At 65.4% G+C, this 13,454-nt stretch carries 10 protein-coding genes; 8 read left to right on the top strand and 2 right to left on the bottom strand.

Annotated elements, in window-relative coordinates; genetic code table 11:
- The first annotated feature begins 40 nt into the window (after positions 1-40).
- The 8 genes from AACL56_RS02820 to gloA2 all read left to right on the top strand — a co-directional run bounded on the left by AACL56_RS02820 (position 41) and on the right by gloA2 (position 11,110).
- Entirely contained in the window at positions 41-1,144 is a 1,104-nt protein-coding gene (locus AACL56_RS02820) for an alkene reductase (RefSeq protein ID WP_339088315.1), read from the top strand.
- A gap of 160 nt (positions 1,145-1,304) precedes the next feature.
- Complete coding sequence (locus AACL56_RS02815; protein ID WP_339088314.1) at positions 1,305-3,809, top strand: type VI secretion system Vgr family protein; 2,505 nt, start codon at positions 1,305-1,307, stop codon at positions 3,807-3,809.
- Between the two features lie 5 nt (positions 3,810-3,814).
- The gene (locus AACL56_RS02810; RefSeq protein WP_339088313.1) at positions 3,815-4,882 is read left to right on the top strand and encodes a DUF4123 domain-containing protein; all 1,068 of its coding nucleotides are present in this window, start codon (positions 3,815-3,817) and stop codon (positions 4,880-4,882) included.
- Positions 4,883-4,885: 3 nt separating this feature from the next.
- Positions 4,886-8,032, top strand: coding sequence for a metallophosphoesterase (locus AACL56_RS02805; RefSeq protein WP_339088312.1), 3,147 nt, complete (start codon positions 4,886-4,888; stop codon positions 8,030-8,032).
- An 87-nt stretch (positions 8,033-8,119) separates the two neighbouring features.
- A complete protein-coding gene (locus tag AACL56_RS02800; RefSeq protein WP_339088311.1) occupies positions 8,120-9,325 on the top strand; it encodes a hypothetical protein in 1,206 nt (401 codons plus the stop codon).
- A 73-nt stretch (positions 9,326-9,398) separates the two neighbouring features.
- Entirely contained in the window at positions 9,399-9,881 is a 483-nt protein-coding gene (locus tag AACL56_RS02795) for a RidA family protein (protein ID WP_339088310.1), read from the top strand.
- On the top strand, positions 9,881-10,351 hold the full coding sequence (locus AACL56_RS02790; protein WP_339088309.1) for a GNAT family N-acetyltransferase: 471 nt from the start codon (positions 9,881-9,883) through the stop codon (positions 10,349-10,351). The genes AACL56_RS02795 and AACL56_RS02790 overlap by 1 nt, the downstream gene beginning before the upstream one ends.
- Before the next feature lie 9 nt (positions 10,352-10,360).
- Positions 10,361-11,110: an SMU1112c/YaeR family gloxylase I-like metalloprotein gene (gene gloA2 / locus AACL56_RS02785; RefSeq protein WP_339088308.1), complete on the top strand. Its 750-nt coding sequence runs from the start codon at positions 10,361-10,363 to the stop codon at positions 11,108-11,110.
- 129 nt (positions 11,111-11,239) lie between these two features.
- Here gloA2 and AACL56_RS02780 read toward each other — a convergent pair whose 3' ends face one another.
- The gene (locus AACL56_RS02780) at positions 11,240-12,643 is read right to left on the bottom strand and encodes a sensor histidine kinase (protein ID WP_339088307.1); all 1,404 of its coding nucleotides are present in this window, start codon (positions 12,641-12,643) and stop codon (positions 11,240-11,242) included.
- 7 nt (positions 12,644-12,650) lie between these two features.
- Complete coding sequence (locus tag AACL56_RS02775; RefSeq protein WP_339088306.1) at positions 12,651-13,340, bottom strand: response regulator transcription factor; 690 nt, start codon at positions 13,338-13,340, stop codon at positions 12,651-12,653.
- Positions 13,341-13,454 lie beyond the last annotated feature (114 nt).

Genomic DNA, 13,454 nt, shown 5'->3' with positions numbered 1-13,454 from the left:
AGCCTTCGCCTCTGTTTCAACTCTGACTTCCTTTTTCACGATGTCTTCCCTCTTCGACCCCGTCCAGGCCGGTGACCTGAAACTCGCCAACCGCATCGTGATGGCGCCGTTGACGCGCAATCGCTCGCCCAACGCGATCCCGCCCGACATCGCCGCGACCTACTACGCCCAGCGCGCCTCGGCAGGCCTGCTCATCACCGAAGCCACCGCCATCAGCCACCAGGGCCAGGGCTACTCCGACGTGCCCGGCCTCTACGGCACCGAACAGCTCGACGCCTGGAAGCGCGTGACCGAGGCGGTGCATGCCGAGGGCGGCAAGATCGTGGTGCAGCTGTGGCACGTGGGCCGCGTGTCGCACACCGAACTGCAACCCGGTGGCGGAAAGCCCGTGGCGCCTTCGGCCATCACCGCCAAGACCAAGACCGTGCTCATCAAGGACGGCGTGCCGGGCTTCGTCGACACCTCCGAGCCGCGTGCGCTCGACGCTGGCGAACTGCCGGGCATCGTCCACGCCTTTGCCGTGGCCGCACGCAGCGCGGTCGAGACCGCCGGCTTCGACGGCGTGGAACTGCATGGCGCCAACGGCTACCTGCTCGACCAGTTCCTGAAGGACGGCAGCAACAAGCGCACCGACGACTACGGCGGCAGCATCGAGAACCGCGCCCGCCTGCTGCTCGAAGCCACGCGCGCCGTGGTCGACGCGGTGGGTGGCGGCAAGACCGGCATCCGCCTGTCGCCCGTGACGCCGGCCAACGACATCCACGACAGCAATCCGCAGCCGCTCTTCACCTACGTGGTGAAGCAGCTCGCGCAACTCAACCTGGCGTACATCCACATCATCGAAGGAGCCACCGGCGGCCCGCGCGAGATCGCCGACCGTCCCTTCGACTACGAAGCGCTGAAGACCGCCTACCGCGAAGCCGGCGGCAAGGCCGCATGGATGGTGAACAACGGCTACGACCGTCCGCTGGCCGAGGAAGCCGTGAAGGAAGGCGACGACCTCGTCGCCTTCGGCAAGCCCTTCATCTCCAACCCGGACCTGGTGCGTCGCCTGCGCGAGAACGCGCCGCTCAACGAGCTCGACAAGGCCACCATGTACGGCGGCGGCGCGAAAGGCTACACGGACTATCCGGCACTCGCCTGACGCCGCGAGCGTGGAACGGTGGCGCTGCGCGGCTCCACTTTTCCACGCTTGCTGGTGCTTTCTCGACCACCCTCCGGGGTGGTTTGACCATTGTTTGCAGAGCCCTCCGTGACGCCCGCGCAGACTGCCTCGACCACGTTCCTTGCCATGGAAGTCGTCGATGCCGCGCACTCTCTCGGTCAGCTCCTCCGCGATCCCTCAGCTCCAGGGCCGTCCTGCATTGGAGCCCGTGCGGCTGTCGGGCCATGAGGCACTGAACGCCCTCTTCGAATACGAGCTGCTGCTCAAGACGCCCGATGCATCCAACCTCGATGCGTCGATGGCTGCGAACTTCGATCTCGATGCGTTCGTCGGCCGCGAGGCCTGCTGCGAGATCGCCCTGGACGACGGTGCCTCGCGCTTGCGCCAGATCAACGCGCTCATCACCGATGCGGCCCTCTGGGGCGAGGAAGGCCGCCACGTCCAGTACAAGCTCACGCTGCGGCCCTGGCTGCACCTGGCCACGCTGCGCACCGACTGCAGGATCTTCCAGGACCAGACGGTCGTGCAGATCCTCGACGCGCTGCTCGCGGACTACGCATTCCCGGTGGACAAGCGCCTGGTAGAGACCTATCCCACGCGGGACCACCAGACCCAGTTCAACGAGAGCGACTTCGCCTTCTTCAGCCGGCTGTGCCAGGAGTGGGGCATCAGCTACCACTTCGAGCATTCGCACGGCACGCACCGCCTGGTGCTGTGCGATGCGATGGGGGCTTACGGGCAGGCAGACAGTGCCATGTACCGGGAGGTCGAGTACCACGCCCCAGGCTGGAAGCTCGATGCGGAGTACATCCACAGCTTCGTGCCCGCAAGCCATCTCGCGAGCGGGCGGTATGCGACACGGGACTACGACTACACCCGGCCGCGGGCCGACCTGGGTGCGAGCCGGAAGGACCCACGCCCCACGGGCCATGCCGATGCGCAGGTCTACGAATGGCATGCTGGCACGGGTGGCAGCCACTACGCCCAGCCCGGCGCGGGCAATGCAGCCACCCACGACCCTCGCAGCGAAGGCAACCTGCTGGCCCTGCTGCGCATGCAGGCCCTTCGAACCCACGGTGCCAGGGCCGAGGCCAGCGGCAACCTCCGGGGCATGGTGCCCGGGCGCACCTTCAGGCTGACCAGACATCCTCGCGAGAAGGCCAACGCCGAATACCTCGTGCTGGACACCCGCTTCCTCATCGAAGACATCGGCGAGAACAGCCAACCCCGCGAAGCCTCCGGCAGAAAGCAGCAATGGCGGGTCGAGGTCGACTTCACAGCGCATCCGGTCACCGAGCCGCTTCGCCCCGCCCTGACGCAGCGCAAGCCCCGTTGCGACGGCCCGCAGGTCGCGCGGGTCGTCGGCCCCGAAGGACAGAACCTCTGGACCGACGCGCTCGGGCGCATCAAGGTGCAGTTTCCCTGGGACCGCATCGGCGGCAGCGATGCGCACAGCAGCTGCTGGCTGCGCGTGAGCTCGCCCTGGGCGGGCAACCAGCTGGGCGGCATCCACCTGCCGCGCATCGGCCAGGAGGTCGTCGTCAGCTTCATCGGTGGCGATGCGGACCTGCCGATCTGCACGGGGCGCGTGCACAACCAGGTGAACATGCCGCCGTGGGCGCTGCCTGGCCAGGGCGCGCTGAGCGGCTTCCGGTCCAGGGAGCTGACGCCCGATGGCGGCAACGGTGCGGCGGGCCGCTCCAACCACCTGCTGATGGACGACACCGAGGGCCGGATCCAGGCGCAGCTCAAGAGCGACCACCAGAGCTCGAGCCTGAGCCTGGGGTTCATCACGCGCGTGGAAGACAACGCCGGGCGCAAGGACCCACGCGGCGAGGGCTTCGAGCTGCGCACCGACAGCCATGGCGTGCTGCGCGCGCAGGACGGACTGCTCATCACCACCGAAGCCCGCGCCGGTGCTGCTCGGCACGCCAAGGACATGGGCGAGACCGTGCAACGGCTCGTGCAGGCACGTGACCAGATCGAAGGCCTCGCCAACGCGGCGCAGATCGCCGTGGCGCAGCAGAAGGAAGACGACCAGGCCACTGTCGCCAAGGCCATCGGGCAACAGAACGACGCGCTCGCAGGCAAAGGTCGAAGCAAAGGCGAAGACACGTTCCCGGAACTGGCAGAACCTCATCTGGTATTGGCCAGTCCTGCGGGCATCGCCATCACGGCAGCACAAGGCTCGCACAGCCACACCGGTGGCCACGCTCAGTTCACGAGCGGCGGCCACGCCTCCGTCAGCGCCGCAGGACGCTTCCTCGCCAGCATCGCGCATGGCGTGCGCATGTTCGCGCTCAGGAGCGGCATCAAGGCCTTTGCATCGGCAGGCGACATCCGCATCGAAGCGCAGGGCGACACCCTGGAGGCGACCGCATTGAAAGACTTCGACATCGTCAGCACCGAGGACACCGTCTACCTGACTGGCAACAAGAAGGTCACGATCAACGGCGGCACCAGCTTCAGTGAATGGAGCGATGACGGAGTCCGGCACGGCACGCTGGGCACATGGATCGAGCATGCGGCGATGCATGCCACACCAGGCCGGGACCACAAGCCAGGCCCCTCGGCACAGAAGGTGTGCTGGGAATGCATGCAGCGCGCCATGCGCCGCGCCACGGCCGCCGCTCCGCGGGAATGAACGCAATGCAGAACGAGAACCTCCTGTCGGCCGCCAGTGCCAGGCTCGATGCCATGCTGCGCCGATGCACGCGGCATCGCATCGACCAATTGCTCTTCAACGATGGCGCGAGGCCAGCCACCCACTGCTACGCGCTCGTCAGCACGGGGCAATGTGATGAGGGTGTGATCGCCAGCATGGTCGCGGCATACGGACTGTCGTTCGAGCGCCTGTTCATGCAGACGCCCGAAGCCGAGATGGCCGACATCGGCCCATGGCTGATCGAGATCCCGCTCTCCGGGTCCGAAGCCCTGCGCAGGTCGCTCGCTCAACATGCCGCGTCGCAGGCGCTGACGCTCATGTGCAGTCCGATGCGCCTGCCCCGGCTGTGCGAGCATCTGCGCGGCTTCCTGTCCGGCACCTTGGCCGATGGCTCGCCCGTGCTGCTGCGCTACTTCGATCCACGTGTCGGCTTCGACATGCTGGCGCACTGGCCCGCTTCAGTGCAGAGCCAGTTCATGCAGCCGCTCGACTGGTGGGCCGGCTGGGATGGCGACGCACAACTTCGGCACGCCAACGGCGACGCCGACATCGAGACTGCGCCACGCCGCGACGCGATCGAACTGGCGCCCGAGTGGGCTCGGGCCATGGACAAGGTGGGTGAAGCCCATCTCCTCGTTGCACTGCTGGCCGAAGAGCTCGAGGCATCGAATCCGACCGATGCCATGCTGCTGGAGCAGGTTCATCCATTGCTTCGCAGGCAGATCGCGCAGGCTGCGTTGGCCTTCATCCACCGCGCAGGTTTCGCGGGCTGGAGCAACAAGGCACAAGCCTGCCACCAGGCACTGCTCAGGCACGCCCGCTTCCACGCCCACCCTGGCTTTCTCGAAATCTTGCCGCGTGCGAACGAGCCTCTGGAGCTTCGCGAGGTCCTGGCCCGTGTACCCCGGGCGGTGCAGCAGGAGTGGGCGCAAGACCGCGACGCCATGCTCGTCCGCCTCTGCGACGCGCAGGCCGATGTGCTCCTGGCATCCCTCGACCAACCCGCCAGCTTCTCCGCTTGCAGCTCCGCTTGCAGCTCCGCAACGCTCTAGACCATGGCCAACGAACCCAAGACCGGTGCATCGGTGTGCGACTGCAGCGTCCCCGCGCAGCAGGTCGCCGTGATCCTCTACCCCAGCCTCGGCACGCCGATGCTGATCGCGCCTGCCCAGAAGAAGTGCAGCCTCTTCATCGCGACGGCATCGCTCGGCGTGGCCAACAACGATGGCCGGCGGACCACGCAGGACCAGCGATCGGGAGTCATGCCGATGGATGGCGACGAGGCGAAGACCGCCGCGGCCACCGTGGCGCGCCACTTGCGCCTGGTCGGCATGAAGGGCACCAAGCCTGAAACCGATGTTCGCGTCGGCGGCCTCACCGGCGATGGCCCCGACTGTGTCAAGGCCCAAGGGGCCATCAAGGTCTGGCGCGTTGCGAAATTCGAAGCCGGCGCGCTCATCTACAACCAGAAGGGCGAGGTGTTCGCCACCCTCAGTCCACAGGCAGCCGGCGCCTATACCGCATCGGGTTTCAAGGGCGGACATGTCTACGAGGTCGAACTCGACATCGACAAGCTGGCCGTGCAGCCGAAGTCCGACGCCTTCATGAGCTTCGCGTGGATGGTCGAACCCACCGCACAACAGAAGAAGAGCCTGCCCACGCTGTGTAAAGCCGCTACCGTGCACTCGCAGGACCTGCTCGTCGAATCATTCCTCGCAGCCCAGGTCGATGACCCGCGCTACCGCCACCAACCCACGAACACCGGCCACGCGCCTCGCGGCAGCGAGACCAGCCTCGTGGAATACGACGTCGTGCAGACGGCACGGAAGACCCGCTCGCTGGTGCTGGATGCTTCGCAACGCCTGGCGGCCTGGCACCCGGTCATCCGATTGCCCTCGAACACGCCATTGAAGCTCGGCCACCTGAGCGATGTGCACATCAATGTGCGACACAGCGCACTGGCCAAATCGCCCGCGCGCATCATCGAAGACGACAGCCGTTTCGACCGGCCCGCGGTCGGAGCGCGCGTCTGCAACAGCTTCAACGCGCTCAAGGAACTCTTCGATGGCATCGGTCGCGCCCGAAAGCCCGACACATTGCTTCTCTTGACCGGCGACCTGATCGATTTCACGCGCAACATCGATCCCAGGCTGGTCGGCGACACCATCGGCGAGCAGTGGAAGAAGTTCAACGTGCTGAACAACTTCAACACCCGCGGGCTGTACCCACGCGGGCAGGACGACATGCTCGCCTTCAGCCTGGTGCGCTATGCCTACAACGAACTCAAGCTGCCCGTGTTCATGACCAGCGGCAACCACGAGGCGTACACCGTGCCCTATGGCATCAGCCCGCGCATCAACGACTGGGGCGGTGCCATGGGCGTGCTCGAAGACACCACCGACACGCTGGACACGCGCAGCTGGGGCAGGGAACGGGGCTTCACTCCCACGACGACCGTTCGCACACGCCACGGTGGCCAGCAATCGGTCAGCAGCATCGGCGCTCCGGCCGAGCTCGGGCGGCGGGTGGTGAACAGCAACAAGGGCCTCGGCATACAGGACCTGGCAGCGACCTACAGGGACTTCGACAGCGCCAGCCAATGGCACAACAACAAGGCCAACGAAGGCATCGCGGCCGACCACAACATGACCATCTACGAGGCCACGCTGGCGTACGGCCCCACCTATGCACAGGCGCTGACAGGCAACAACTACCGCACCGAAAACTACGACTGGTTCTACACGCTCTTCACACCGCTCGAGGACGTGTTGATCGCGCTGGGCGTCGAACCCGACCGGCCCAGTCCTGCCACGCAGGTGATCGCGGCGCTCGGCTGGGGACAGGGCGAGAACTTCAAGAATCTGACGATGAGCGGCGTGGCGGTCACCACGACCGATCGGCAGGGCACGGGCATCCTGCCACGTGCCACCCAATCGTTCAGCCGCAAGCAGCTGCAGTTGCTGGGCCAGGCGCAAATCCACAAGCGTGCAAGCCCGGGCGCCAGCCTCACCGTGGCGACGCACTTCACCATCATCAACTACGACGAGCCGCTGCCCTATTCCACCGCACCGACGCAGGCACGGTTCATTCCATCGAGCAGTCCACTGGGCGCACCCTTGCGCGGACAACCCGGCTTCAACCACGTCAACACCGGCACCTGCGAAATCAACCAGGACGCCTACTTCGAACGCCTCGTCTGCGCCGACGGCGGCACGATCGCCAACGCCACTCCCGAAACGGGCGTGGACTGGCACTTCAGCGGCCACAGCCACCGCAGCGGCGTCTACGAGGTCGCATGGTGCCAACCGGCGAGCGGCGCCCGCATGATCCAGGTCACCAGCGCCGTGGACCCCGGCATCCGCAATGAGACAGTGAAGGCCCCGGCACGCCAGCGCACGCGCTTCATCGTCAGCAGTTGCGGCGGCCCGGTCGGCAAGCAGAACCTCAACGGAGAACTCGACAACTGGACCTTGCGACCGCCCTCCGGCACCTTGCTCGATCCGGCCACCGGAATCATCACCCAGGTCAAGACACAGCGTTCGAGCCGAAGCGCCGGGGCCCCATTGAACGAGAAGCCGCGCCTTGCAGTGGCGCTGGACTATATGGCGGTGATGAGCCGGCATCCCGAGAAGAACATCGAGACGCCTCTGAGCTTCGTACCGACGCAGTTGATCCAGCAGAAATGGAGAGTGCCGGTGGAGATGAGCGCGACAGTGGCCAGACTCCAGTGCATCTCAAGCATCAGGTTCTGGGTGTTCGAAAGCGGGAGAGACCAGGAAAAGCAAGTGACGAAGCAATGGCATCTTTTGACACCCGCTTTCGAGGCAAACGCCAAGGCATCCTTCATCACCTTCAAGACTGAAGATCACGCCGTGCTGATCGGCGCTCTTGGCAAAGGTACGGTCACTGCACAGGCATTCTGCGAAGTGCTGCTCCGGCAGCCAAAGTTCGGAAAGAACGACTGGACCAAGGACATGGACTGCACAGACTCATGGTTTTTTCCTTTGGAGATCGGCGTCTTTTGGACAGTGCGCAAGGGTGGCGAGACGGACTACGGAGCAACAGGAACGTCCACCTGGTTCTTTCGAAGGCCGGCAATGGAGCAAGGGGAAGTGCCCGATTGGAAGTTTCTGGCGGAAAACTACAAGGACAACGGGTACGTGCAGCCACAAGAGGCCATCAATCCCGACGACAAAAAATGAGCCCGAAGAAACGCAATGAATCGTCGTTCTCTTCTATTCACAGCCGCTGCGTTTGCAACGGTCTCATGTCACTCCTCCAGCCATTCCATGAGCCCAAAGAAAAACATCCGATCGTTCGGCAAGACCTGCGACTACTTGCTGGACCCGGCGCGGCGGCAAAAGGAGATGGGAAATTCACAGTTGATAGTCGATGCTGCCGAGATCAGCGGCGTCAACTTCCACAGTGTTGCATGGCGCAACATTCGATTCATCAACTGCGATTTCATGGGCGGCTATGAGATCAAGCTGAGCGAACTAGCGCACTGCATCTTCGAGAATTGTCGCTTCGCAGCAATCATCAATTGGGGCATAGCGACATCTGTTCGGTTTGTACGTTGTCAAGCAGGAGGACGAAGCAACGTAATCGACGTCAGGGGAAGTTCCAATGTTCATTTCGAATCCTGCGCCTTCATCGGAACGGACCCCGAACCCAACAATTGGGGTGGCATAGGCAGCAGGGGCGACGTCACCTTCGTCGACTGCAAAGCGAAGTGGTTCGATCTTGCCGGCTACACAAAGCTCGTATTGGACAGATGCGAAACACAAGACGTGGGCATATGGACGGACAGCGCAGCCAACAGCGGCCCTGGCCATGAATCGGCAGCTGTCGAAATCAGGAACTCGACGCTGCGCGGCAGCTTCAACATGGCTGCGAGCGATATGCAGTCGCTCAAAATACAAGACACCGTCCTGGAGACAATGAAGCTGCGCAGTGCCATCGTCAAAGGCGATGTCCTGATCGAGACAGTGAAGGCTGGCTACATCGACGCCAACGTCAAGAAAGCCCGAAGCCTGCGCATCCGCAACAGCCAGATTCTCGGCAACGGCAAGCAGATCTTCGATACATATGCCGGCGCCATCCGATTCATCGAGGTTGACTCCGTCGTTTTCGGCGGCGATCTCCATTCCGAACCTGTGACGATCGCCGGCGGTTTCTCGCTCAAGAGCGCCGACCGGATCTCGAACGTCAACGAGTCGATCACGATCACGAATTCGACGATTCCTTCGCTCGATGCGGCGTACCTCAACACGCGGCAACTCGTCCTGAAGAACAGCAACCTCGTGCGCGTCGACATTTCCAACGGCCGCATTGCCGACCTCGAAATTTCAGGCAGCAACATCGGCGGAAAACTGAATGCACAAGGAACCCAGGCCGCGCGGCAGAAGGTCGACCTGAGTGCAGGGACCGTCTTCGGACGGATCGACCAGTTGGAGGGTTCGAACATCAAGCTGCCACCCCGTTCCGAGCGCTGAGGCACACGCCGCCGAATTGCTTCCAGGCCCCTCCCCGCTTACGCTCGGTGTCCATCGCTCGAACGACACCACCATGCCCCGCATCACCGACCGCCTCGCCACCCTGGGCCTCGTCCTCCCCCCGCCCGTGACGCCGCCGCCCGGCGTCGTCCTTCCATTCCAGTTCGTGCGCATCGCCAGCCGCCGCGCGCTCATCTCCGGGCATGGGCCGCTCAATGCCGATGGCACGATCGCCGGGCCGCTCGGCAAGCTGGGCCGCGATCTGAGCGTCGAGCAGGGCTACACCGCCGCGCGACTCACGGCGCTGGCGATGCTCGGCAGCCTGCAGCGCGCGCTCGGCGATCTCGACCGCATCACCGCATGGACGCGCGTGTTCGGCATGGTCGCCAGTGCACCTGGCTTCGACAGGCAGCCTGCGGTGATCAACGGTTTCTCCGATCTCATCCTCGAGCTCTTCGGCCCCGACGTCGGCGCTCACGCGCGCAGCGCAGTGGGCATGGCAGAGCTGCCGTTCAACATCCCCGTGGAAATCGAAGGCGAGGTGGAGTTCGAGTGATGGCGACGAATCCCGTGCACCCATGGACACTGCGGCGCGCCGTTGCAGCCGACACGGCGGCCGTCGCAGCCTGCGCGGCCGAAGCGTTTCGCATCTACATTCCGCGCCTGGGCGTCACGCCACGGCCGATGACGCGTGACTACGGCGAAGCGATCGCCGGCATGCAGGTGTGGGTCGCGGTGGTGGGTGGCGAGACCGTGGCAACGCTGCTGCTCGACGTGACCGACGAAGGCTTTCTCATCGACGTGATCGCGGTGCTGCCGCAGCACCAGGGCATTGGCCTCGGACGCGCACTGCTCGAGCTGGCCGAGCGCGAGGCCCTGCGGCAAGGCCATGATTCGATCTACCTCTTCACCAACGAGAAGATGACTGAGAACCTGGCGCTCTACCGGCGCATCGGCTATGTCGAATACAAGCGCGAGTCGCTCGACGGCCGCGTTCGCGTGTACCTTCGCAAACCCTTGCTGTAAGGTACGGCGATGCAGCTCGAGCGCATCCATCATGTCGCGATCATCTGCGCCGACTACACGGTGTCGAAGCGCTTCTACACCGAGGTCATGGGGCTGCGGGTGATCGCCGAAAACTACCGCGCCACAAGGGATTCGCACAAGCTCGACCTGGCATTGCCCGATGGTTCACAAATCGAGCTCTTCTCGTTTCCCGGCGCACCGCCACGTCCGACTCGGCCCGAAGCCCAGGGGCTGCGTCACCTCTCGTTCGAGGTGGATGACGTGCAGGCTGCTGCCGACGAGCTCGCGGCAAAGGGCATTGCGGTCGAGCCTTTGCGCACCGATGAATTCACCGGCCGCCGCTTCACCTTCCTTGCCGATCCCGACGGCCTTCCTCTCGAACTCTACGAATCGGTGCCGGACGAAGACCTCGATGCGTTGCTGTTGAAGCTCGAAGGCGCGCTGCACCTGCGCGAAGTGCGCGCAAGCGCCGTGCGGCTCGAGGAACTGCTCGACACGGACTTCCACGAGCTCGGTGTCTCCGGCGCCGTGTGGACACGTGCGGCGATCATCGAAGCGTTGCGCGACGAAGCTTTCTCCCCGCGCACGATGTCGGACTTTCGCGTGCTGCGCATGGCGGGCGACGTAGCGCTCGTCACCTATCGCGCCCACCGCGAGGCCACGCCTGAACGGCCGGCCGCGGATTCGCTGCGCAGTTCGCTGTGGAAACGCCGGCAAGGCCGGTGGCGCATGGTGTTTCATCAAGGCACGGCGCTGTAGCGTTCCCTCGTCTCGCCCTTTCCGAGGAGCACGGAAGCGATGGATGGCACGACGGCGTCCAATCGCGGCGCACCGTCTTGTCGTGTCCCATCCGACGTTCCCCAGAAGGGGAAGGAGCAAGCCGCCGACCTACGCCGCCCGCCCGAACGCCACGCTCACGCGCAAGCCCGTCGGCTCCGCGGCTTCCAGCCTCAGCTCCGCGCCGAGCAACTCCGCATAGCGCGACACGATCGACAGCCCCAGCCCCGCGCCCTGCCCCAGCTTCTGCCCTTCCGGACCTTGCGCCCAACGTTGCATCAGCGCACGGCGCGCCTCGATCGGAATACCGGGCCCGTCGTCGATCACGCTCAGCGTGCGGCCCGACAGTTCGACGGTGATGGTGCGTCCGCCATAGCGCAGCGCGTTGTCGATCAGGTTGTCGAGGATGCCCTCGACCAGCGCCTCGTTGGCCAGCACGACCACGCCTTCGTCGAGACCGCGCGCACCGAGGTCGACCCCGCGCGCATCGGCCTTCGCGAGATGCCGCAGCACGGTCTGCTCGGCCAGCACGTCGAGCTGAACCGGCACGCGTTCCAGTCCCGTGCGCGCTTCCTCGGCGAGCGCCAGCGCCAGCAGCTGGTCGATCAGGTGGCTCGCGCGGGCCTGCCGCTCCGACACGCGCGCAAGCTGCTCGCGCCACACGGACGTGTCGTGCTGTGCCAGCCCGTACTCGGCCAGTGCACGGATGCCGGCGAGCGGCGTGCGCAGCTCGTGTGCCACGTTGCCCACGAACTCGCGCTGCGCCTGCACGCTCTGGCCGAGGCGCTCGAACAGCGAATTGACCGCATTGCCCAGGCGCTGCAGTTCACGCGAGGTCTCGACCACGGCCACCGGCGACAGGTCGTGCACGTCGCGCCGGTCGAGCGCGCGCTGCAGTTCGCCGAGCGGCCGCAGGTCGCTGCGGATGCCGTACCAGAGCCAGACCGCCAGCAGGATCAGCAGCACGATCTGCGGTGCCAGCGCATAGCCCAGCAACTGGCGCACCAGCGCGGTCCGGCTCAGGGTGGTCTGCGCGATGATCACGCGGTAGGGCATGCTGATGTCGGGCTCGGCGTCATGCTCGAGCACCACGGCACGCAGCGCGCTGCCCTCGTAATTGATGTCTGCGAAGCGGTAGCGCGCACCGTCCGCAGGCAGCGGCGCCTGCAGGCCGGACTGGCCCGAGATGAGCGTGCCATCGAGCCGCTGCACCGCGAAGTACACCTTGTCGACCTGGTCGAACAGCACCGTCGCCACTTCGCGCGGCGTCAGCAGGAGCTCGATGCCGCGCTCGCCCGCCTGCACGTTGGCCGACAGCGCATACGCGTCGTCGAGCATGCCGCGGTCGAAGGCCTGCTCGGAAAAGTAGTTGGCGATGACCAGCGCGATGACGGCGCCCACCATCCACGTGAGCGCCAGGGGCACCAGCACGTTGCGCAGCACGCGCCGCGTGAGCGACGGTGCCTGTCGCAGCTTCGGCGGCTGCTGGAGCGGTTCTTTCGTCTGATCGGTCACGCGCGGATCACACCTCGGCTTCGAGCAGGTAGCCGATGCCGCGCAACGTGCGGATGCTCGCGCCCGAGCCCTGCAGCTTCTTGCGCAGGCGAGAGATGAAGGCCTCGAGCGCGTTGTCGCCCAGCGATTCGTCGAAGCTCGAGAGCTTGTCGGACAGCGCCCGCTTGCTCACCGTGCGCCCCGGCGGGCTCATGAGTTCCCACAGCACCTCGAACTCGCGCGCGGGCAGGTCGAGCGGGCCGCTCGCCGTGGAGAAACGGCGTGCCTTGCGGTCGAGCTTGAGCTGGCCGAGCAGCACGATGTCCTCGGTGCCCTTGGCACGGCGCACCAGCGCGCGCAGGCGCGCCTCCACCTCGGCCAGGTCGAAGGGTTTGCCCAGGTAGTCGTCGGCGCCCGCGTCGAGGCCGGCGATGCGCTCCTCGGTGCGGCCGCGCGCGGTGAGCACGAGCACCGGCGTGCGGTCGCCGCGCGCACGGGCCTGGCGCAACGCGGTGAGGCCGCTGGCCAGTCCGCTGGTGGGGCTGGCGGTGGCGGGAAGGTTGAGGTCGAGCAGCACGGCATCGAAGGGTTGCACGCGCCACAGGTGGTCGGCGTCCTCGACGTTGGTCGACACGTCGACGCGATGGCCGGCATCCGCAAGGCTGCGCAGCATCACGTCGCGCAGCACGGCGTCGTCTTCGACAAGCAGGATTCGCATGGTGTTTTTTGGAATGGTTGGAGGGGTCTGCCATTGCGATCGACGGGTCAGCGGCCGGTCAGTCGCTCCAAGCGATAAACGCGGCATGAGCATACGACAGCCACACGAAACACG

The sequence above is a fragment of the Variovorax paradoxus genome (assembly GCF_902712855.1).
In the GTDB taxonomy this organism is placed as follows: Bacteria; Pseudomonadota; Gammaproteobacteria; order Burkholderiales; family Burkholderiaceae_C; genus Variovorax; species Variovorax paradoxus_Q.
The sequence above is the reverse complement of the archived record's forward strand: the minus strand, read 5'-3'. Positions and strand labels throughout refer to the sequence as shown.